At 51.3% G+C, this 22,942-nt stretch carries 18 protein-coding genes and 2 tRNA genes; 15 read left to right on the forward strand and 5 right to left on the reverse strand.

What is annotated here, in order from left to right:
• The first annotated feature begins 95 nt into the window (after positions 1 to 95).
• From K7397_RS12100 to K7397_RS12125, 6 genes are all read left to right on the forward strand, one after another.
• Positions 96 to 3,272 (forward strand): bifunctional cytochrome P450/NADPH--P450 reductase, encoded by a 3,177-nt coding sequence (locus K7397_RS12100; RefSeq protein WP_223068219.1) that lies wholly within the window; start codon positions 96 to 98, stop codon positions 3,270 to 3,272.
• 307 nt (positions 3,273 to 3,579) lie between these two features.
• Entirely contained in the window at positions 3,580 to 4,569 is a 990-nt protein-coding gene (locus K7397_RS12105) for an ABC transporter ATP-binding protein (RefSeq protein WP_223068220.1), read from the forward strand.
• Complete coding sequence (locus K7397_RS12110) at positions 4,566 to 5,630, forward strand: ABC transporter ATP-binding protein (RefSeq protein WP_223068221.1); 1,065 nt, start codon at positions 4,566 to 4,568, stop codon at positions 5,628 to 5,630. The genes K7397_RS12105 and K7397_RS12110 overlap by 4 nt, the downstream gene beginning before the upstream one ends.
• Before the next feature lie 57 nt (positions 5,631 to 5,687).
• Complete coding sequence (locus K7397_RS12115) at positions 5,688 to 7,355, forward strand: ABC transporter substrate-binding protein (RefSeq protein ID WP_223068222.1); 1,668 nt, start codon at positions 5,688 to 5,690, stop codon at positions 7,353 to 7,355.
• Positions 7,356 to 7,418: 63 nt separating this feature from the next.
• Entirely contained in the window at positions 7,419 to 8,423 is a 1,005-nt protein-coding gene (locus K7397_RS12120; protein ID WP_223068223.1) for an ABC transporter permease, read from the forward strand.
• Between the two features lie 14 nt (positions 8,424 to 8,437).
• On the forward strand, positions 8,438 to 9,334 hold the full coding sequence (locus K7397_RS12125) for an ABC transporter permease (protein WP_223068224.1): 897 nt from the start codon (positions 8,438 to 8,440) through the stop codon (positions 9,332 to 9,334).
• Between the two features lie 127 nt (positions 9,335 to 9,461).
• Here K7397_RS12125 and K7397_RS12130 read toward each other — a convergent pair whose 3' ends face one another.
• The 4 genes from K7397_RS12130 to K7397_RS12145 form a co-directional block, all read right to left on the reverse strand.
• The gene (locus tag K7397_RS12130) at positions 9,462 to 9,944 is read right to left on the reverse strand and encodes a glutathione peroxidase (RefSeq protein WP_223068225.1); all 483 of its coding nucleotides are present in this window, start codon (positions 9,942 to 9,944) and stop codon (positions 9,462 to 9,464) included.
• A 14-nt stretch (positions 9,945 to 9,958) separates the two neighbouring features.
• On the reverse strand, positions 9,959 to 10,540 hold the full coding sequence (locus tag K7397_RS12135) for a thioredoxin family protein (protein ID WP_223068226.1): 582 nt from the start codon (positions 10,538 to 10,540) through the stop codon (positions 9,959 to 9,961).
• A 133-nt stretch (positions 10,541 to 10,673) separates the two neighbouring features.
• On the reverse strand, positions 10,674 to 11,783 hold the full coding sequence (locus K7397_RS12140) for a DcrB-related protein (RefSeq protein WP_223068227.1): 1,110 nt from the start codon (positions 11,781 to 11,783) through the stop codon (positions 10,674 to 10,676).
• A 366-nt stretch (positions 11,784 to 12,149) separates the two neighbouring features.
• Positions 12,150 to 12,223, reverse strand: a tRNA-Gly gene (locus tag K7397_RS12145).
• Between the two features lie 444 nt (positions 12,224 to 12,667).
• Between K7397_RS12145 and K7397_RS12150 the strand changes: the two genes are divergently transcribed.
• The 7 genes from K7397_RS12150 to K7397_RS12180 all read left to right on the forward strand — a co-directional run bounded on the left by K7397_RS12150 (position 12,668) and on the right by K7397_RS12180 (position 19,403).
• Positions 12,668 to 14,284 (forward strand): ABC transporter substrate-binding protein, encoded by a 1,617-nt coding sequence (locus K7397_RS12150; protein ID WP_223068228.1) that lies wholly within the window; start codon positions 12,668 to 12,670, stop codon positions 14,282 to 14,284.
• Between the two features lie 62 nt (positions 14,285 to 14,346).
• Entirely contained in the window at positions 14,347 to 15,297 is a 951-nt protein-coding gene (locus K7397_RS12155; protein WP_223068229.1) for an ABC transporter permease, read from the forward strand.
• A 7-nt stretch (positions 15,298 to 15,304) separates the two neighbouring features.
• Positions 15,305 to 16,150 (forward strand): ABC transporter permease, encoded by an 846-nt coding sequence (locus tag K7397_RS12160; RefSeq protein ID WP_223068230.1) that lies wholly within the window; start codon positions 15,305 to 15,307, stop codon positions 16,148 to 16,150.
• Between the two features lie 57 nt (positions 16,151 to 16,207).
• On the forward strand, positions 16,208 to 17,248 hold the full coding sequence (locus K7397_RS12165) for an ABC transporter ATP-binding protein (protein WP_337926718.1): 1,041 nt from the start codon (positions 16,208 to 16,210) through the stop codon (positions 17,246 to 17,248).
• Positions 17,211 to 18,200: an ABC transporter ATP-binding protein gene (locus K7397_RS12170; protein WP_223068231.1), complete on the forward strand. Its 990-nt coding sequence runs from the start codon at positions 17,211 to 17,213 to the stop codon at positions 18,198 to 18,200. Before K7397_RS12165 ends, K7397_RS12170 begins: the two co-directional genes overlap by 38 nt.
• Positions 18,201 to 18,214: 14 nt before the next feature.
• A complete protein-coding gene (locus K7397_RS12175) occupies positions 18,215 to 18,658 on the forward strand; it encodes a hypothetical protein (protein ID WP_223068232.1) in 444 nt (147 codons plus the stop codon).
• A gap of 421 nt (positions 18,659 to 19,079) precedes the next feature.
• A complete protein-coding gene (locus K7397_RS12180; RefSeq protein ID WP_237690877.1) occupies positions 19,080 to 19,403 on the forward strand; it encodes a DUF4064 domain-containing protein in 324 nt (107 codons plus the stop codon).
• Between the two features lie 557 nt (positions 19,404 to 19,960).
• Here K7397_RS12180 and K7397_RS12185 read toward each other — a convergent pair.
• A tRNA-Arg gene (locus K7397_RS12185) sits at positions 19,961 to 20,034 on the reverse strand.
• 237 nt (positions 20,035 to 20,271) lie between these two features.
• On the opposite strand from K7397_RS12185, the gene K7397_RS12190 reads away from it, so the two are divergent.
• Together K7397_RS12190 and tig are read left to right on the forward strand one after the other, a co-directional pair.
• Positions 20,272 to 21,102 (forward strand): hypothetical protein, encoded by an 831-nt coding sequence (locus K7397_RS12190; protein WP_420488780.1) that lies wholly within the window; start codon positions 20,272 to 20,274, stop codon positions 21,100 to 21,102.
• Positions 21,103 to 21,275: 173 nt separating this feature from the next.
• Entirely contained in the window at positions 21,276 to 22,610 is a 1,335-nt protein-coding gene (gene tig, locus K7397_RS12195) for a trigger factor (RefSeq protein WP_223068235.1), read from the forward strand.
• The last annotated feature ends 332 nt before the right edge of the window (positions 22,611 to 22,942 follow it).

Here is a 22,942-nt window from a genome sequence, read left to right on the forward strand (position 1 = left end):
TGTTTTGCTTAAAATTGACCGTAATACCATTTTAGTCATTTCGTGTTGTTGAAGGCCGCAGTCATTGCCGAAATCATAAGTGAGGAGTGAGTAGCATGTCTCGATCCATTTCCATTCCGCAGCCGAAAACATTTGGTCCGCTAGGCAATTTGCCGCAGCTGAATCTGGAAGAGCCTGTGCAATCAATGGTTAAGCTGGCCGAAGAATACGGCCCCATTTTCCGTTTGGAGCTGCCGGGGCGTACGGAGCTGTATATTTCGAGCCCTAAGCTGGTGGCAGACGCGTCGGATGAGTCCAGATTCGACAAGCGGGTATGGGCCCCGCTGCAGAAGGTGAGGTCTTTTACGGGTGACGGACTGTTTACAAGCTGGACAGAAGAGCCCAATTGGCAAAAAGCGCATCATATTCTGCTGCCAAGCTTCAGCCAGCGGGCCATGCAGGGCTATCATGCCAAAATGCTTGATCTGGCGCTGCAGCTTGTTCAGAAATGGTCGCGTCTCAATCCGGACGAGAATGTGAATGTTCCCGAGGATATGACGCGCCTTACGCTGGATACGATCGGTTTGTGCGGCTTCAACTACCGCTTCAACAGTTTTTACCGGGAAGAGCCGCATCCTTTTATTGCAAGCATGGTGCGGGCGCTGGATGAAGCGATGGGCCAGCTGCAGCGGCTGCGGCTGCAGAACACGCTGATGATCTCCAAGAAGAAGCAGTTTGAGCAGGACATCCGGATGATGTTCTCCCTGGTGGATCATTTGATCGCGGAGCGGAAGAAGCGAGGGCATGGGGGGGAGGACGATTTGCTGTCCCACATGCTCAGCGGCAAGGATCCGGAAACGGGAGAGGGGCTGGATGATGAGAATATCCGGTACCAGATCATCACGTTCCTGATTGCCGGACATGAGACGACGAGCGGGCTTTTGTCGTTCGCTATCTATTTTTTACTGAAAAATCCGGATACGCTGCGCAAGGCGCAAGAAGAAGCGGACCGCGTGCTGAAGGATATGGTGCCGACCTACGGGCAAGTTCGAAATCTGAAGTATATTCGGATGGTTTTAAATGAATCGCTGCGGCTTTGGCCGACAGCGCCGGCTTTCTCCCTCTATGCGAAGGAAGATACGATTCTTGGCGGCGAGTATCCGCTAAAGAAAGGGGACAGCGTCAATGTGCTGATCCCGAAGCTGCACCGGGACAAGGAAGCTTGGGGGGACGATGCGGAAAGCTTCCGGCCGGAAAGGTTCGAAGACCTAAGCCGAATACCGCACCATGCCTACAAGCCCTTCGGCAACGGGCAAAGGGCGTGCATCGGGCAGCAGTTCGCCTTGCAGGAGGCGACTTTGGTGCTGGGAATGGTACTGAAACATTTTGACCTGATCGACTATGCGGATTACAGGCTTAAAGTGAAGGAGACGCTCACGCTCAAGCCGGAAAACTTCACGATCCGGGTCCGTCCGCGCGGCGGACAGCCGGCTGTGGCTGTTCCCGGCTTCGTGCCGGAAGAAGCGGAACCTGCTGTCAAACGAGTGCTGCCGGATGAAGCAAACGCGCATCAGACGCCGCTGCTGGTCCTGTACGGCTCCAATCTGGGTACGGCGGAGGGCATTGCGCGTGAACTGGCGGAGAAGGCTAGATACCAAGGCTTTCGCAGCGAGGCGGCGGCATTGGATGAGAAGGTCGGGAAGCTCCCGAAGGAAGGCGCCATTCTGATCGTAACTGCCTCGTATAACGGGCAGCCGCCTAGCAATGCGTCAGCCTTTGTCGAATGGCTGCAGCATGCGGAAGCAGGCGAGTTCAAGGGCGTGAAATATGCCGTTATGGGCTGCGGCGACCATAACTGGGCAGGTACGTACCAGCGGATACCGCATCTGATTGATCGGCTGCTGGCGGCAGGGGGCGCCGAGCGGCTGTCCCGGCTTGGAGAAGCCGACGCAAGCGGAGACTTTGAGAAGCAGGTAGATGAATGGACCGGGCAGCTGTGGCCTGATTTGGCAAGGTCGTTTGGCTTGAAGCTGAGCGAGGGCAAGGGAAGCGACCAAAGTTCGCTGTCCGTCCGATTTGTAAACGGTCTGGCGGGAATCCCGCTGGCGGAAACATATGCGGCCAAATTGGCTGAGGTAGTGGAGAATCGCGAGCTGCAGCTGGAGGGCAGCGGCCGGAGCACACGGCATTTGGAAATAGCGCTGCCGGAGGGAGTCAGCTACCGTGAAGGCGACCACATGGGGATTATACCTCTAAATCCGCCGGAGCTGGTTGAACGGGTGCTGAAGCGGTTCGGGCTTAGCGGAGCCGAGCATCTGGTTCTGGACGGCGCCGGCCGGAGCGCAGCCCATTTGCCGCTTGGCAAGCCGGTCAATCTGTTCGATTTGCTAAGCCACAGTGTGGAGCTGCAGGATGCGGCCACCCGGGCCCAACTGCGGGAGCTGGCCGCCTGCACCGTCTGTCCCCCTCACAAGAGAGAGCTCGAGGCTTTAATGGACGAACAGGTCTATATGGAACAGGTTCGCCAAAAACGGCTTTCAATGCTCGTTCTTCTGGAAAAATACGAGGCCTGCGAGCTGCCGTTCGAACGCTTTCTGGAGCTGCTTCCGCCCCTGAAGGCGCGTTACTACTCCATCTCAAGCTCGCCGAGGATCCGGGCGGATCAGGCCAGCATCACCGTCAGCGTCGTCAGGGGGCCTGCCTGGAGCGGCCACGGCGAATACAAGGGGATCGCCTCAGGTTATTTGGCGAACTTGAAGCCCGGGGACCAGGTGCTCATGTTCATACGGACTCCCGGACCTATCTTCGAGCTTCCTGAAGATCCGGAAACGCCTGTCATTATGGTCGGACCAGGGACCGGCATAGCGCCGTTCCGGGGTTTCCTTCAGGCGCGGCGCGCCCTCCGGGACGAAGGACGGAAGCTTGGGGAGGCCCGGTTGTTCTTTGGCTGCAGGCATCCGCAGCAGGACTTCTTATACCGCGAAGAGCTGGAGGCGGCGCAGCGGGATGGGCTTGTTACCCTGTATACCGCCTTCTCCAGGGTGGAAGGACGAGAAAAATGCTATGTGCAGCATCTGATGCGGGAGGAGGCAGGAGCCCTAATCGGCATGTTGGATGTCGGGGGACGTCTGTATATTTGCGGAGACGGGGCACGCATGGCTCCTGATGTGGAGGCGGCATTGAAGGAGGCCTACGCCGAAGTTCACCAGACCGGCGAAGATGAGGCTGCTGACTGGCTGGACCGACTGCTCCAGGAAGGGCTGTACGCCAAGGACGTATGGACAGGGTTCTGAACTGCAAGGCGAGTGCAGCGCCGTGCAATGATTTTTAAAAGATTTCTACAGGAACGGCTGCCGTCTATTTATGGCGTCAGCCGTTATCATTAGGTGCATCTCAAATTTAAATGTCATTATATATTACATAAAAACATACAATTTAAAATGATATTCAAAAATATGTAACAAATAACGGGAACTAAACTTACATTTATATTGTGAAAATAGTAAAGTTATTGTAATATTCTCATTACCCGATAATAGAAATGGGTATTTTCCTTTTTTCTGGATGGATTGAACAAATTTTCGGGAAAAGAGGGGTGTTATGCACGAATCTGTGCTGGAGATTCAGGATTTGCATACTCATTTTATAACATCGCGCGGGGAGATTCCGGCAGTGGACGGAGTAAGCCTTACGGTTCGGAGCGGGGAAGTGCTCGGCGTTGTCGGCGAGTCCGGCTGCGGCAAAAGCGTGACTTCCTTATCCGTTCTAGGCCTCATTCCTAAGCCGCCGGGACGGATCGTGAACGGTTCTATCCGCTTTAAAGGACGCGATTTGGTTCCGCTGCCTGAAAGGGAAATGAGAAAAATCCGCGGGGACCGGATCTCGATGATATTTCAGGAACCGATGTCTTCGCTAAACCCGTTGTTGACCATTGGTCAGCAGCTTGGGGAAACCGTGCGGATTCACAAGGGAGCGAGCCGCAAGGAAGCCCGGAAGCATTCCGTAGAGATGCTCGCCAAGGTGGGCATCCCGCGGCCGGAATCCGTCATAGACGAATATCCGCATCAACTATCCGGGGGCATGCGGCAGCGGGTCATGATCGCCATGGCGATCTCCTGCAGCCCGGAGCTGCTGATTGCGGACGAGCCCACGACTGCGCTTGATGTCACGATCCAGGCCCAGATTCTGGACCTGCTGCGGCAGTTGAATGAAGAAAACGGCACGGCCATGATGATGATTACCCACGATCTGGGTGTGGTTGCCGAAATGTGCAACAGGGTCGTCGTGATGTATGCGGGGAAAATCGTCGAGGAAGGCGAAACAGAACAAATTTTTGATAACCCTATGCATCCTTATACGCAAGGCTTGCTCCGTTCGATCCCGCTGATGAATGAGTCGGTTGACAGGTTGTATTCGATACCCGGACAGGTCCCGGCGATGAGCATGGATATGCAGGGCTGCCGTTTCGCCGACCGGTGCGAGCATGCGATGGAGGTCTGCAGGGGGCATTTGCCGGAGCTTGAGGGCGAGGATTCCGGACATCGCTGCCGCTGCTGGCTCTATTCCTCGGCAAAGGAGGGCGCGATATGAATTCAGCGAACCCGAGTGACGAGCTGCTGCAGGTGAAGCACTTGAAGAAGTATTATCCCGTAAATAACGGAATGTTCCGGAAATCAGTATCTTATGTCAAGGCGGTGGACGATGTCTCTTTCGCTATCCGCCGCGGTGAAACCTTTGGCCTTGTTGGCGAGAGCGGGTGCGGCAAATCAACAACCGGCCGCAGCCTGCTGCGGTTGATCGAGCCTTCGGACGGACAAATCTTTTTTGACGGGGAGGAGATCACAAGGCTTTCGGCGGAAGAGATGCGGAAGCGAAGAAAGGAAATGCAAATCGTATTTCAGGATCCGTTCTCATCGCTCGATCCCAGACAAAACGTCAAGCGCATACTCGAAGAGCCGCTAAAGGTTCACGGTATAGGGAGCGGCAAAGAACGGCGCGAGCGGATCGAACGCCTGATGGAAATTGTCGGTCTTCCCGCCGCCCATTTGCAGCGTTATCCCCACCAATTCTCCGGGGGACAGCGGCAGCGGATCGGGATTGCCCGGGCGCTGGCGGTTCAGCCGAAGCTGATTGTCGCCGACGAGCCGGTGTCAGCCCTCGATGTCTCAATCCAGTCGCAGGTCATCAATTTGATGCAGGACCTGCAGGAGGAATTCGGACTGACGTATTTGTTTATCGCCCACGATTTAAGCGTGGTGAAGCATATTTGCGACAGGGTAGCTGTGATGTATCTGGGACGGATTGTTGAAATTGCGGGGAAAAAGGAGCTTTACGACAATCCGCAGCATCCTTATACGCAGGCTCTTCTGTCATCCGTCCCCATCCCGAATCCGAAGGCTAAACGCCAGCGCATTATTCTTCAGGGCGATGTGCCGAGCCCATCCAAGGCTCCGGAAGGATGCGCGTTTCACACCCGCTGCCCCCATGCCATGGAGATATGCCGCCAGCAAAGGCCATCGCTGCAGGAAACGGGGGAAGGGCACTTTACAGCCTGTTTCTTGCATAACGAAAGCGGCCGCCTGCAGGACCCGGATCCGGCGCAGCAAGGGCAGGCCGAACAAAGCAGAGAACAAAGCAGGGCATCTGTTTAGAACTGGCACTCCGCCGGTTTTAAATACATATTAATCATGAGAGAGGAAGGGTCTTAAATGAACAAAGGAACGAGCAGATTGCTTGCTGTGGTTCTGGGAATGACCATGTTTTTGAGTGCGTGCGGTGGCGGCGCGAATAACGCTTCAGAGAGCAGCAACGCCTCTGCCAGCAATGGGCCTGCTTCAGCCTCGGCCTCGGCGCCCGCTTCGGGACAGACTCAGGATACGCTGATTATCGGACGCGGCGGAGACTCCGTCTCCCTTGACGGCTCTATCGTGACCGACGGTGAATCCCTGAAAATCGTCCACCAGGTTTATGATTCGCTTCTTGAGTACAAGGAAGGCACGACAGAAGTCGAACCGGCCCTTGCTGAAAAATGGGACATCTCACCGGATGGCCTGACGTATACGTTCACCCTGCGGCAGGGCGTCAAATTCCATGACGGCACCGATTTCAACGCGGATGCGGTGGTGTTCAACTTCAAGCGGTGGAGCGATCCGAAAAGCGAATTCAAATTTGAAGGCGATTCGTTCGACTATTATGATTCCATGTTTGGTCCAGATGGTGCCCGTGTTATTAAGGATGTGGTGGCAGCCGATGACCATACGGTTAAATTTGTTCTGAACCAGCCCCAGGCTCCGTTCCTGCAGAACCTGGCGATGACCTGCTTTGGCATCGCGAGTCCGACGGCCATCAAGGAGAAGAAAGAAAACTTCAAGAATGAGCCGGTCGGCACAGGTCCTTTTGTCTTCAAGGAATGGAAACGCAACGACTCCATCACCCTGGAGAAGAACCCGGACTACTGGAAGGAAGGTCTTCCGAAGCTGAATAAAGTGATCGTCCGCTCGATTCCGGACAACTCCGCAAGATTTAACGCCCTGCAAAACGGTGAAATCGACCTGATGGAGGACGTGAGTCCCGATAATTTATCGCAGCTCGAATCCAATTCGTCTTTGCAAAAGATTGAACGTCCGCCGTTTAACGTTGCCTACATCGGATTTAACACGAAGAAAAAGCCTTTCGACAATCCGAAGGTTCGCGTGGCTTTGAATTATGCCGTTAACAAACAGGGAATCATTGATGCGTTCTTCGCCGGCCAGGCCACCCCTGCGGTAAACCCGATGCCGCCTACCCTTTGGGGATACAACGATGCCGTGCAGGATTATACCTATGATCTGGATAAAGCCAAGCAGCTGCTTGCAGAAGCCGGATACCCGGACGGTCTCCCTGGTGAATACACGTTCTACGCAATGCCGGTTTCAAGACCTTATATGCCGGACGGCAAAAAAGTGGCCGAGGTCATTCAGGCTGATTTTGCCAAAATCGGAGTCAAAGTGAATATCGAGTCTCCGGAGTGGGCTACCTATCTGGATGATGCCAAGGCGGGCGAAAAAGACGATCTGTACATGCTCGGCTGGACCGGCGATAACGGAGATCCTGACAACTTTATTTACACGCTGCTTGACAAGGATGCCATTGGATCGAACAACTACAGCTTTTACGTGAATGAGGACCTCCACAAGCTGCTCACTGGAGCACAGAAGGAAACGGATCAAAACAAACGTTCCGACTTGTACAAACAGGCGCAGGTCATCATCAAGGCGGATGCTCCGTGGATTCCGCTCGTTCATACCACTCCGATCCTGGCTGGCAAAGCTAGCCTGAAAGGTTTTGTACCGGATCCAACGGGGACCGAATACTACAGCAGTGTTTATTTTGAATAAGCCTAATCGTAATACGGCCCGGTTTCGGGCCGTTCCTACTCTTTTCTCGGCAGGTGAAGCAAGATGAACTCTTATGTGGTAAAGCGGCTCCTGGTGCTCATACCGGTGCTTCTGGGGATGACGATTATTGTATTCTCCATTATTCATGCGATTCCCGGCGATCCGGCGGAAACGATACTGGGACAGAAGGCGACAGAGCAGTCCAAGCAGGCGCTCAGAGAGCAGCTTGGCCTTAATAAACCTTGGCTTCAGCAATATTTCACCTATTTGGGGGATTTGCTTAAAGGGGATTTGGGGCAATCCATTCGCACCAAAATGCCCATTGCCAAGGAAATGGGGCCGTACCTGATGGCTACTCTGGAATTAACGTTTACGTCGATGCTGTTTGCGATCGTAGTCGGGATCAATGCCGGGATCATCAGCGCCTGGAAGCAGAATTCCTGGTTTGATTATGTCGCCATGCTGCTGGCCCTGATCGGCATTTCCATGCCGATTTTCTGGCTGGGGCTGATGGAGCAGTGGATATTCTCGATCAAGCTGCACTGGCTGCCGTCCATCGGACGCATAGATCAGCGCAACCCGCTGGAATCCGTAACCGGATTGTATATCCTTGACGCCCTGATTGCAGGGCGCTGGGATCAGCTGTGGATTGTAATCAAGCATCTGATTCTGCCAAGCATTGCTTTAGGAACGATACCGATGGCGGTTATTGCCCGTATGACCCGTTCCAGCATGCTTGAGGTCATGAAGTCGGATTATATCCGTACAGCCAGATCCAAGGGGCTCCCGCAGTTTTTTGTCGTATACAAGCATGCCCTGAAAAATGCCTTCATTCCCATTTTGACCGTTGTCGGACTGCAGACCGGTTCCCACCTTGGAGGGGCGGTGCTGACGGAAACGATTTTCGCCTGGCCCGGTGTCGGCCGCTATCTGTATGATGCGATCAGCTACCGGGACTATCCGGTCATCCAGTCGGGCATTCTGGTTATCGCGTTTATTTTTGTGATGGTCAACCTCATCGTCGACTTATTGTATTCAGTGATCGATCGTCGCATTAAATATCGTTAAAGGAGGGGAATCGAATGGCAGAGGCTGCGATGAAGACTGCCGGCACGCCGCCGGCTGTATCAAGCAAGACGGAAGGTCCTCTTCGGGAAACCTGGCATTCCTTTCGCCGCAACAAGCTGGCGATGATTGGGCTTTTCATTATTGTCATTTTTATTTTGCTGGGTGCTTTGGCTCCCTTGATTGCTCCATACAGCTATAAGGAGCCTCAATTGCTGGACCGGCTGAAACCGCCCTCCGGCGACCATTGGTTTGGAACGGATGATGTCGGCAGGGACATATTCACGAGAGTCATTTACGGAGCGCGGATCTCCCTGTGGGTCGGGTTCTTTTCGGTCATCGGCTCGGTGATCTTCGGCACTCTTCTCGGTATTCTGGCTGGTTATTACGGGAAATGGCTTGACATGGCGATATCCCGCCTGTTTGATATTCTGCTGGCATTTCCCGGCATGCTGCTCGCCATTGCGATCGTCGCTGTTCTGGGGCCATCCCTGCAAAACGCGCTGGTTGCGATAGCCATCGTTAATATCCCGGCATACGGCCGGCTTGTCCGGGCGAAGGTGCTCAGTTTGAAAACAGAGGAGTTTATAACCGCCGCAAGGTCGATCGGGATGAAGAACAGCGGAATTCTGCTGCACCACATTTTGCCGAATAGTCTGACTCCTGTTATTGTTCAGGGGACGCTAGGGATAGCTACGGCGATCATTGAAGCGGCCGCTCTGGGTTTTCTCGGACTCGGCGCCCAGCCGCCGCAGCCGGAATGGGGCAAAATGCTGTCCGATTCCAGGCAGTTCATTCAGACGGCGCCCTGGACCGTTATTTTCCCGGGGGCATCGATCATGCTGACCGTGCTCGGGTTTAATTTGATGGGTGACGGTTTGCGCGACGCGCTTGACCCGAAGATGAAGAATTAGAGGACATGGTAGAACCGGCCAGGGCAAGTCCCGGGAGCGGTTTACCGAAAATAAAAGGGCCGGCCCTGGCAGCATTCTTGCAGAGGGTCGGCTTTTTGTACTGCGGGTTCGAGCCGGTCAAACAGGACTATCCCAGCAACTCTTGGACGTCCTCTTCGATCGCGGAAGGTTCGGTCCGCGCGCTGTACTGTTTAACAATCGTTCCGTTTCGGTCGACAAGAAATTTAACGAAGTTCCATTCGATATCGCCCGTCTTATATGGGGCAGGGGTGCTGCTGGCGAGATATTGATAGAGCGGATGCGCGTGTTCGCCCTTTACGTCGATTTTGGAAAACATAGGGAAGCTGACCTTGTAGTTCAGCTCGCAGAACTGCTTGATCTCCTGTTCCGTGCCCGGCTCCTGCCCGGCAAATTGATTGCACGGAAAGCCGAGCACTACAAGGCCTTGATCCTTGTATGTATCATACAGCTGCTGCAGTCCTTTGTAATGCGGGGTTAAGCCGTAGGCGCTGGCCGTATTGACGATCAACATCACTTTACCCGCATAGGGACGAAGGGTAGTATCTTCGCCATCGATCGTTTTGACCTTGAAATCGTAAATCTCGGACATCCTTAAGTTCCTCCTTATATTAAGTCACAGGCTTCCGCCGGCATCCAATGCGCGTCCTGGCCGTCCCATTTCACGTTGCAGCCGATCGGGTTCGTTACACTTACACTGATTGGCTTGCCTGAAACAAGCTCCGTGAGGACGCGATCCAGGTCATTCACGGTCATTTTGTCCGTTTGCCGCGGATTGTCTACGCCTCGGCCGGTGTAAACCAGCTTGCGTTCCTCGTCGAAAACATAGAAGTGCGGAGTGCGAAGAGCGCCGTAGGATCTGGCAGTCTTTTGGTGCTCGTCCCGGAGATAAATCCATGGGAAACGGTTTTCTTCCATGCGTGCAATCATATACTCAAAGGAGTCTTCCCGGTGTGTATGTTCACTGTTGGCATTGATGCCTACAAAGGTTACGCTATCCTTGCTGAACTTGTCCGCTGTATGGCGTGTGATTTCATCCGAGCCCAGCACAAACGGGCAATGGTTGCAAGTGAAAAAAATGACGAGATATTTGGAAGCTGCAAAGCTTTCCGGAGAATAGTGATTCCCGTCGGTTCCTTTCAGGTAAAAATCCGGCGCTTTATCCCCAATTTGCAATGTAAAGCTCATATCTGACGATCCCTCCTCAAGGAACGGCTGCCGCCCGCGTATCGCGTTTGGCGGTTATATAAATTTTTAGATGTTATTTATATTTTAGCATGGCGGTTACAGCGATTTCCAATCTGAGTTTTCCGGTTGAACGCTATAGCTCTCTAAACGAATTTACGATGTACTTATAGGTTTTCAGCTTCTCTTCCATTTGATCGGATCTTGTCCACAGCAGCACCTGGGTAAAATGATCCCCGGAGGCCACCAGGGTGACCAGGTAGCTGACTTTGACTTTGTCCACCTCGCCGCTAAGCATAAACTGAACTGCCGTCAGACCGCCGACGCTGGTTTGACGGGGCTTGTCCTGCCTGGCGTTTTGAATGGAGTGCTTCATATTGTCGCTTACCAGCCTGTAATAGTCCGTGATCGTTGTATTCTGCGAGAATTCGGATCTTCTCTCTCTTAATACGACAAGGTAATCTTCTGTTGCCGGGTGAGAGGCCTGAAGGTCGGCTCCGGCGGTCAAATCGCTATCAGCGGTCCAGCCTTCGGGTACGGTAATTCCCGTCTCTTGGTCGCTGCTGATCAAAAGCGAAGCTTCGGCTGCTGCAGAACCGAGGACCGGAACGGAGGCGGCGGTGTTCTCTTTTAATATTTTGAAAGATTGAACGACATTCAAGAATTCGTCTTTATAATCACTGAAACGGCTCTCGGTAGACCAGGTGATAATTTGATAGAAATGCCGGTCCTTCTCCATAATGGCGGCCAAATAGTGGAGATTTACATTTCTGGCCGTTCCGTAAAACTCAACCGTTTGGGCAGGAAATCCCCCGATGGAGATGTCTTTGCTTTCGACGATCCGGAAGTTGTGCAGCGCTACTTTTGTATCGGCTATGAACCTTTTTTTAAAGCTTTCCAGCGCCGCGCCCTTACTCAAAGCATTCCGCGATACAGGGATGATGAGCGCGTATTTTTCCCTGGAACGGTCGGAGACGGCCAGCGCTGCCGCCCTGTTAAGCGTATCGTCCTTCTCCCAGCCATCCGGCACGGTCAGTCTGAGGCTGCCGTCCGTAGCTTCGATGGCATGACGCTTTGAGGTTTTAGCAGCGTATGAGGCTTTTGAAATGGAGTAAGAGGCCTGGGATTTAACATTCGTCGCTGCCGTTTGGACAGCGGAGTCTTTGCTTCCGCATCCTCCTATGAACACCATGGAGGCAGCCGTGAGCAGAACGAGCTTTGAAATACGATCGCCGGTTGTTTTCAAAGTAAAACTCCCCCTCAGAATAAAATGCATAATAGATAGATTCATAACAGGATGAAACGTATCATCCCATATATATGCCGGCAGCGCCCCGAGTATGCTGCATTTGACCATAAGCGAAAGAAAGGCAGTCTTTCCGTCTTTCATAATTTGGAAATGATGCGCGTATTATGCGTTATTAGTTGGGGATTTATGTAAAATGAAAAAATGACCTACCTAACTTCAAACGAGTTCATCAATTTATCTACAACGCAAAAAAGAGCAGCAATAAGCGCTGCTCATCTACAAAATATATATGCACTATTTTTTATGGATAATTCCTCATTAAAAGCCATCCGCCCTTAAAAGCGGCTATTGCTAGGGAGTCGTTGGAGCGGGTGAAGGGAATCGAACCCTCGCCTCAAGCTTGGGAAGCTGGCATTCTACCATTGAACTACACCCGCAGGAAGTTATTGCTTAATATGATCACGTCTTTGACACTAACAACTTAATGACTAACCCAAGTGTCTTGCAATGTGATTATTGTACAGCGTCCAATTAAAAATGTAAAGTGGTCGGGCCGAGGATGAAGAGGATGATTTAGAGTTGTAAGACAAATTGTAAGACAGTGTATGACAAAGTCAACAAAATGCTATATGCCTCCGTAGGCTGCCTTCCGGATTATTCAAGCTATTAATTGTAGTAGGAAGTCGTCAGCGCACAAACACGGCTCCGCCATCGCCTACCTCGGCATTGACCCAGAGGTTTTCTACGCCCCCGAAATCGACTTCGTCCATCACCTTGAAAGTTTTAAAATCCGATCAAAAAAGTGTGAATAATTATATTGAATTTTCTTATACCTCTGATTATACTTGATTATAAACTTAATCTATTGGGGGTACATAAACATGAATCGCAAGTATTTATGGCTAACCGCGCTGCTCATTTCCGTGATGACGGTACTCAGCGCATGCGGAGGCGAAGGCGGAAACAGTTCGACGGCTTCGTCCGGCCAGAACAGTTCTGCCAGCTCTGCACCTGCCGATAACGGCCAGCCGAAAGATGGCGGCTCCATCATTATTGCCGTGTCCGATGATCCCAAAGCACTCAACCCGCTTTACGCAGGGGATCGGGTGACATTGACGATTAACCAGGCACTTTATTCTCCTTTATTTAATATCAACGATGGGAAGAAGACGTTTGTGCTCGCCGAAAGCGAGAAGGTGTCGGACGACCATTTGACGTATACGATCAAACTGCGCAGCGGCCTGAAATGGCATGACGGCCAGCCGATCACAGCGGACGATCTTGTATTTTCGATCAACAGCATTTTGGATGAAAAGCAGAACAATCCGTTCCGCAGCATGTATGTTTTTAACGGCAAGCCGGTGAAAGTGAGCAAGGTGGACGATTTGACGGTTAACATTGTTTTGCCTGAAGTGTCTGCTGCATTTGACGGCGCGCTCGTTCAGCTTTACCCGATTCCGGAACATATTTTTAAAGGTGAAGCGGATATTGAGAAAAGTAGGAAAAATAGCAATCCCGTTGGTTCCGGCCCCTTCAAATTCAAAGAATACCGTCCTGGCGAATATGTGACTTTGGAGCGCTTTGATGATTATTTTGCGGCCAAGCCTCATCTGGATTCGGTGACTTACCGGATCGCCAAAGATCCGAATGCTGCCAATCTCGCCCTGCAGAACGGCGAAATCCAGATGCGCATGGTAGATACGCAGGATTACAAGAAGCTGAAGGATACCGGAAAATTCAACCTGCTGGTCTATCCGGAAGGACGCCTCCAATACATGGTGTTCAATCTGAATATTCCATCCATGCAAAATGTTAAAGTCCGTCAGGCTATCGCCTATGCGCTGGACAAGAATGAAATGATTGCGGCTTCCTACTCTTCTTCGGAATTTGCGGAACCGGCCCCATCGATCCTGACTCCGGATACGCTGTATCAAACTTCGGATCTAGAGAAGTATGACTATAATCTGGACAAAGCCAAGCAATTGCTCAGCGAAGCTGGCGTAAGCAACCTGAAGCTTCGTCTGGCCTATTCCAATACGAACAAGCCGCAGGAAAGCCAAGCCCTGTATGTTCAGCAGAAGCTTAAGGATGCGGGCATCGAGGTTGAACTCGTTCCCATGGATGTCACGGCTTACGGCAACAAAACACTCGATATGAACAACAAGGATTTCGAGCTTAACTTCGGCGGCTATATTATGGGATATGAACCTGATGCCTATAAATCTCTTTATATGAGTAATGAAGCGTACAACTATTCCCATTACAAAAATCCTGAATTCGACGCTCTCTGGGACAAGGGTGCGGTCGAGACGGATGAAGCCAAGAGGGCGGAATTGTACAAGCAAATCCAGCAAACGGTGGCAAACGAAATGACGGTTTATCCGATAGCCTACACGAAAGCGGTCGTAGCGGTTGACAACAGCTATGGCGGTATTGAAGAAGCCCGTCCTAAACCGGTAGTTATGCTTGAGGACTTGTCCAAGCTTTACAAAAAATAATCAGCAAGCTACTAATGACGCCGGCCTGCCTGGGCCGGCGCCCCGTTTGGGAGGGAAACTTCTTGAAAAGCTTTATTCTGCGGCGGGTTCTGCAAGCCGTTCCCCTGCTATTTTTCATATCGTTAGTTTCATTTGCTCTGATCAAGCTGGCTCCCGGGGATCCGGTGCTTTCTTTTGTCACCCCTAATATGGGCGCAGAGGATGTAGAGCGAATTCGGCAAAGCCTGGGGCTTGACAAGCCGGTTTATATTCAATATTTTCTCTGGCTGAAAAATGTTCTGACGGGTGATTTTGGTTACTCGCTGATTAACCATAGACCAGTGCTGACCATGATTGCCGAAAGAATCCCGGCCACGATCGGATTGATGGGAACTGCGCTTGTGCTGTCATTAATCATTACAGTGCCTTTAAGTATGTATGCGGGCTCCCGCAAAAATCGCCCTGTTGACCGGCTTCTTAGTTTATTCTCATATATCGGCATTTCCATTCCAAGCTTCTGGTTCGGCATCTTGCTGATTTTCTGGTTCTCCTTTAAATTGCACTGGCTGCCCAGCATGGGCATGCGCACAGTCGGCTCAAACTCCGCATGGGACATCATGAAGCACGGGATTCTTCCAGTCATGGTTCTTAGCTTTATAAATATCTCTATGTATATGCGTTACATCCGGTCCAGCACCATTAGCGAAATGGAAGAGGATTATGTGCAAATCCAGTATGCTTACGGATCGACGCGCAATACGATCCTGTGGCGCCACGTTTTTCGCAATGTATTGCTTCCGGTCGTTACCATATTGGGCATGTCTCTTCCGGAGCTCATTGCCGGAGCCTTTATTACCGAATCGGTTTTTTCCTGGCCGGGAATGGGGTCGCTAGGCATCACATCCGTGTCCGGGCTGGACTATCCGGTCATCATGGGCATTACAATGCTAACATCTGTCATGCTGGTCATCGGCAACTTGACGGCTGATATATTATACGGCGTGGTGGATCCGCGCATTAAAACGGCGGGGTGAACAAGCTATGAATTCATTGCGATGGCGCGCCATGGTCGGCCAGTTTAAACACCAGAAAACCGGGGTAGCCGCCCTGATTGTGCTGGCGGTCTTTATTCTAGCAGCGATTTTTGCCTTTCTGGCTCCTTATGATCCTAACCGGATCGTCGTTATGGACAGACTCCAGGGCCCAAGCAGCGCCCATTGGTTCGGTACAGACGACTATGGGCGTGACTATTTTGCAAGAGCTTTATACGGAGGGAGGGTGTCCTTGAGCGTCGGCTTCCTTTCCATGATGATCTCGGTAGCGCTTGGCACGGCTGTGGGCACGGTCAGCGGGTACTTTGGCGGAAAAATAGACAATATCCTCATGCGTCTCGTAGACGTTCTGATGTCCATTCCTTCGTTCTTTCTGATGCTGATCCTGAACGCTTACTTAAGACCGGGGATTGGAACTATTGTATTCATTATCGGCATTTTGAGCTGGATGAGCATCTCCAGAATCGTCCGGGCGGAGACTCTATCCGTCAAGCAGCGCGAATACGTGCTTTATGCCAAGGTCTCGGGGCAAAGCACCTTCGGTATTATCATGAAGCACATTATACCTAGTATAATGCCTACTATTATTGTTTCGGCATCGATGAATATCGCTTCTTCGATCTTGATGGAATCTTCCCTCAGCTTTCTGGGGCTAGGGATCAAACAGCCGAATTCTTCGTGGGGCAGTATGCTGAATGATGCGCAGGGCTTTATCAGCGACGCTCCTTACATGGCTATTTTTCCAGGTTTATTTATCCTGCTGACGGTTTTGTCCTTTAATTTTCTCGGCGATATTTTCCGGGTGGCCTTCGAACCGAAAGCGAGCAAACGCTAGCCATTGCTGAAGCCGACGAAGCCGTACAGTAATTCAACCATTTACCGGGGTGAAACCGTGACAAATTTATTATCCGTGCAAAACCTGAAAACTTCCTTTATGACACAGCAGGGCGAAGTCCAATCTGTCCGGGGGGTGGACTTTACTATAAATCAGGGCGAGGTGCTCGGGATCGTTGGCGAATCCGGCAGCGGCAAGAGCGTGACCGCCAAATCTGTTATGGGTCTCATCCAGCCGCCCGGACGCATTATGGATGGTAAAGTGCTGTTCCATGATACCGATCTTCTGGACCTTCCCGAGCGGGATCTTCGACAAATACGAGGCAACCGGATATCCATGATCTTTCAGGATCCCATGACCTCGCTTAATCCGGTCATCCGTGTCGGCAAGCAACTTACCGAAGTGATTTTACGTCACCAAAAGGTTAGTAAAAGAGCCGCCCGCAAGCAGGCGATCGAGCTGCTGCGGAGTGTGGGCATTCCTTCTCCCGAACAGCGGATCGATCAGTATCCGCACGAGTTCAGCGGCGGGATGCGTCAGCGGGTGATGATCGCCATGGCGCTCTCCTGCAATCCGGAGCTTCTCATCGCCGACGAGCCGACCACTGCGTTGGACGTTACGATCCAGGCGCAAATTCTGAGACTGATGCAGCAGCTCAAAGAGCGTACGAATACGGCAATCATGCTCATTACCCATGATCTGGGCGTGGTTGCCCAAGTGTGCACGAAGGTTATTGTGATGTACGGCGGGCTCATTATGGAGGAAGGAACCGTTGAAGAGATTTTTGAGAACCCGCTTCATCCCTATACACAAGGGCTGCTGAAATCGATACCGAAATCTGTGGCGGGTACCAAAGAACGTCTTGAAGCTATCGAAGGGTCTCCGCCTGATATGCTGGCGCCTCCTCCCGGATGCCCGTTCATGGAGCGCTGCCCGTATGCCGGTAGCATCTGTTCCAGAATGCCGGCTTATCGGCGGACAAATACGGGACATCGCTCTCTTTGCTGGATAGGCCAGGACGTGGAAGGCAATGACACAAAACCTCGGAAGGAGGAATCCTATGGACGCACAGCCTCTGCTCAAGGTACAAGGGCTTAAGAAATATTTTTCCGCATCCGGCGGAGGAACGGGAGCCCATGGTAAAAAGGGTCTGCTCAAAGCGGTGGACGGTGTAAGCTTTCACATCTTTAAAGGCGAAACCTTTGGACTTGTCGGCGAATCGGGCTGCGGAAAATCGACGACAGGACGCAGTATCGTAAGGTTATATGACGTTACGGAGGGCTCTATTCGATTTGACGGCCAGGATTTGGCGAAAATGAACGAACGCGAGCTTAAGCCTTACCGGAAAAGAATGCAAACGATCTTTCAGGATCCTTACTCTTCGCTTAACCCAGGCATGAACGTAACCCAGCTGATCAGCGAGCCGCTGGGCATTCACGGGTTCAAGAATAAGAAGGAGAACCGTGAAACGGTGCTGGAGCTGCTGAACAAGGTAGGCCTTAAGGCGGAGCATGCGGACCGTTATCCGCATGAATTCAGCGGCGGCCAGCGTCAGCGGATCAGCATTGCTAGAGCGCTGTCGGTCAAGCCGGAATTTATTCTATGCGACGAACCGATATCTGCGCTGGATGTCTCCGTCCAGGCGCAGGTTGTGAATATGCTGGAAGATTTACAGGCGGAATACGGACTAACCTATTTGTTCATTGCCCATGACCTTTCCATGGTTCGGCATATCTCTGACCGCATCGGCGTGATGTATCTCGGAAAGCTGGTGGAAATGGCTCCGAGCGATGAGCTCTACGAGCATCCCGCTCACCCTTATACGCAGGCGCTGCTCGCCGCTATTCCGGTGCCCAATCCAAAAGTCCGGAACGTCTCTGTCCCGGCTTTGCAAGCCGATTTGCCCAGCCCATTAAGCAACCTCAGCGGCTGCAAATTTGCTTCCCGGTGTCCGTTTGCCACTGAACGCTGCAGACAGGAAGAACCGGAGTGGACCGAAATAGGCCCGGGACATTTTGTCGCCTGCCACCTCCATGACGAAAAAAATTGAAGGAGATCATTTGTATGGAACAAGTTAAACTATCCCAGCATACGGCCATCCTGCTAGAGCACGCCAAAAAAGCCGGCCTGGATCAGACCCAGCTTCTTGATGCCCTTTCTTCCCGAGACGTCAATGTCTTTCGGGCCGCGGAGGAAGAGCATTACCGTTACGACGACTTCTTTACTTACGCGGAGGAGCATGGGGAGCAGCTGGAGCAAGCGCTTCTTGCCGGATACCGGATCACGTTCAACACCCGGAACGGGCTGAAAATATGGCTGGAAGAAGCCTTTCATTTAAGCTCGGAGTCGGACTTCCTGGTAGGAGAAGGACGGATCGAGGGACTTCATTTGACAGATGAACAGCTTGCGCGGTTAAAAGAAACTCTGGCTGTCAATTGGGTCGTCGCCCAGGAACAAGATACGGCAAAAGGCAAAGAAGTGACACTCAGCCTTCGGGCGCTGGTGTGATCACGGCGCAGCGGTTCCTATAGAAGTTAAGGGGCAGTCCCTGAAAGCAGTTTTTAACTGCTGGGGACGCCCCTTTTTTTACGATCCGGTTATTCATTTCGAATAAAACGAATATAAAATCCGCAAATTGTGCTCCGGATCTTCGGCATCAGACAAGCCAGTATTCATGACTCAGGAAACAGCAGCTTCTTCAATACCTTTGTTTTCAACGGTTTCATCACAATCTTGAATATTTCTGGAATTGCAGTCGCTCCTAGCTTGATTTTCATTCATTTTATCCCCTTAATATGCATAATCATTACACGAATAGTCTATAAGAACTAGGAATATATTTCTAGTTTCGAGGAAAAATTGGTGCAATGCATAGAAATAAGTGGTATATTAGAACTATAAAATGAAGGGAGGAAGTAAGTTGTTTGCAATGGGATTAGTTGCAGGGATTTTTGGCATTATCGCAGCAATAATTGCGATGTTTGTTGGGAGTATTGATGCTGCATTTTCAGAAACTGGAACGTCCAGTATTACAGGATTGGCAATCTCAGCCCTGATATTTAGCATCTTAGGAATAGTAGGTGCGGCCTTCTCAAAGGCTAAACCAAAACTTGCGGGATGGTTTATGTTGGTTAGTGGAGTTGCAGGGTTTATCAGTATTTCGTTCTTCTACATACTCTCAGGCGTATTGTTCGTAGTGGCTGGATTTATGGGGATTTTAAGTAAAAAGAAAATTAAGGATATACCAGCTTAATAAGGCTCCCCTCCCGGGAGCTTTTTTAAACCGCGCGCCTAGTCAAGCTAGGCACAACAAGCCGATGCAAGTCCGGCAGAGGTAAGAACCAAGTCGACTTGTAGCTGACGGGCAGTTGGTGGAGAACCTAAGGCTGAAGCCCCTGTGACAAAGCAACTCCAACGGGAGCGCGAGCAAAAGTTTTGGGATGGCTCGCTCCGACGAACCCCTGATGGGGTTCTCATCCCCTGGACGTAAAAAAAGCTCTCCGTAAAGGAGAGCTTTAGGCCCCGTCCCAGTCGGGGTACTCTCGCTTTTCGCTCGAGACTCCGCTCTGCCGCCACGAACAGTCGGCATCGCTCCGACGAACCCCTGGTGGGGTTCTCATCCCCTGGACGTAAAAAAGCTCTCCGCAAAGGAGAGCTTTAGGCCCCGTCCCAGTCAGGGTACTCTCGCTAACGCTCGAGACTCCGCTCTGCCGCCACGAACAGTCGGCATCGCTCCGACGAACCCCTGATGGGGTTCTCATCCCCTGGACGTAAAAAAAGCTCTCCGTAAAGGAGAGCTTTTTGGTATTACGTCCCAGGAGGGATTCGAACCCCCGACCGACGGCTTAGAAGGCCGTTGCTCTATCCAGCTGAGCTACTGGGACAAAAAATAATAAAATGCGAGCAAAAAATAATATATCACATAATAAGAGAATTAGCAAGCTAATTTTAAACAGTCCGAATTTTTTCACTTTTGGAATCTCTATGTTATAATCTACAAATCATTGAGGATTTCGGAAGAAAGGTGGGAGAAATTTATTAACGGGAATAAGCAGCCAAGCAAAGACAATCTTGTTTTGTTTCCCAAGACGCTGGATTATTACCAGGTGGAACTTACCCGGATGCTCGAAACGGAGCGCTATGCTGACGCAGCCGAGCTGCTGCGCTTTCTGCTGAAATGCGAAGTTCAGGATCCCCGCCATTATGATGAATGGGGGGCGCTGCTGAACTGGCTTAATGAGGCGTTCCCGGCATCCTCACAGCCTCCGGAGAAACCGCGGGAAGTTCAGGCCGAAGAGGAAGAAGGCTTTGCCCGCAGGCGTGCGGAAATGAAATTCGCGGAAGATAAAGGGTATGCCGAAAGGCTTCTCCAAACGGTCACCGAAAAACCGCTGTCCGAGCATACATTTCTTGCTCTTGAACAGCTTTCATTTATACAAGCGCCCGAGATTGACGAAACCCTGCGTAAGTGGCTGGAGAGCGGCTCGCATCATCCGGTTCTGGAGTTCCGGGTTCTGCAAACCTTGCGAAAGCGGGGAGGCAGCGGCAGCGTTGAACTGCCAAGGGCCGAGGAGCATATCGGGATCGACATCGAGTCGGTTCCGCTGGGGCAGGAAGATTTTCCGGCCGCCGTACAAAATGTCCTGGACCGGGTTGCGCAGGAGGCTCAGGTTCATAATCCGGCTCTGTTTTATTTTGCCCAGGAGTTCTGGTATCAGTTTATAATGGGAGTGTACGGAACCTCGGATTACCGCTCGATCTTGAGCGAAGTGGATGCGTCGCTGGACGTATGGGCGGCAGCCCTTCACAAAACCGTTACAGAAAGCCTGCAAGGAAACAGAGCGGATGAGGAGATCCGTACGGCATACGGCATTACGGATTCGCTGCGTTTGCGTTTTGAACAAGCTTATCGTTCAATGAAACAATTTGCGGCTCGCGGAGCAATGTTTTGAAGAAAAGGTTGACATTTGCCTGCACGGCTCTGCATACTTGTAAAATCAACTATTCTTGTATATAATATAATGGTTATTCTGAACGTGAAAATCGATCAGACATACTGAAAACGGATAACTCGCTTCGTTTTTCATTTCAGTAATGTGAACTATTTTGGAGGGGAAAGCATATAATGAAAGCAACTTGGGAAAAAATAGAGAAGAACCTCGGCGTTCTCGAGGTTGAAGTCGAAGCGGAACGCGTAGCGGCGGCGCTGGATAAAGCTTTTAACAAAGTGGTCAAGAAAGCGAATGTGCCTGGTTTCCGCAAGGGTAAAGTGCCTCGGCCGATTTTCGAAGCACGCTACGGTGTGGAGAGCCTCTACCAAGACGCCATCGACATTTTGCTCCCTGAAGTGTACACCGAAGCTGTCGAACAAACCGATATTTTTCCGGTAGACCGTCCTGAAGTGGATGTGGAGCAGTTTGCGAAAGGACAACCTTTCAAATTTAAAGCTAAAGTAACGGTTAAGCCTGAAGTAAAGCTCGGAGAATACAAAGGCGTGGAAGTGCCTGCGGCCAGCTCCGAAGTTACGGAGGCGGAACTGAACGAAGAGCTTGAACGCTTGCAACAGCGTCATGCCGAACTGAGCGTGATTGACGAAGAAGCAGCCCAAAACGGTGATACGGTCGTTATCGATTTCGACGGATCCGTAGACGGCGTGCCTTTCGAAGGCGGCAAAGCCGAACGTTATTCGCTTGAACTCGGCAGCGGTTCTTTCATCCCTGGTTTCGAAGAACAGGTGGTTGGATTGGCAACCGGCGACTTCAAAGACGTTGTCGTTACTTTCCCGGAAGCCTACCATGCCAAAGAGCTTGCCGGAAAAGAAGCGGTTTTCAAAGTGAAAGTGCATGAGATCAAACGCAAACAGCTTCCTGAGCTGGATGACGAATTTGCGAAAGATGTCAGCGAATTCGACACGCTTGAAGAATATAAAGAGGATTTGAAGAAAGAACTCGAATCCCGCAAACAGAAAGAAAATGAGTCGGCTCGCGAATCTGCGGTTGTTGAAAAAGTGGCTGAAAATGCCGAAGTGGACATTCCAAGACCGATGGTGCTTGGCGAAGTTCAAAACATGGTTCGCGATTTTGACAATCGTCTTCGCACGCAAGGCATGAACCTGGATATGTTCCTGAGCTTCTCCGGACAAACTCTGACCGAGTTGCAAGAGCAAATGGAAGGCGACGCCGAGAAGCGCGTCCGCAACAACCTTGTTCTTGAGCAAATTGCGAAAGAGGAGAACATTGCCGTTTCCGAAGAAGACATCGAGCAGGAACTTTCGAATATGGCTGAAATGTACAAGCGTTCCAATGACGAAATCCGCAACATTCTTGCGGCTAACGGATCTTTGGGAAGCCTGCGCGAAGAAGTTCAGCTCCGCAAAACCATCGAATTTCTTGTTGCAAACAGCAAGGAAGTAGAAGCTGTCAAAGAAGCGGCTGCGGAAAAAGAAGAAGCTGCCGAGTAATTGTCTCTTTCCGAAATGAGTTTCATATAATGAATGCAGGAAGGCACGTGATTTTTTGCGTGCCTTCATTTTTCAAGCAATAAGACTTCCGGGGTCCTCGGTAAATTGCCTGAACCCTCCTCGAAGCGAACCCCCCACAAAGTGGGGTTATTTTAAACGATCGGAAAAAATAGCGGAACACCTATTCTTTCTTAATCATTCCCGCAGAAACGGATGCCGTCTTTCACAGCACGGCTTTGCCGTTTCAACTTCCCCCGAAAAAAGCATCGCTTTTGGAAAAATGACATAGGGGTTTGAACGTGTTAGAATACAGGTGTAAGCGCTGATGAGAT

The sequence above is a fragment of the Paenibacillus caui genome (assembly GCF_019904135.1).
Taxonomy (GTDB): Bacteria; Bacillota; Bacilli; order Paenibacillales; family Paenibacillaceae; genus Fontibacillus; species Fontibacillus caui.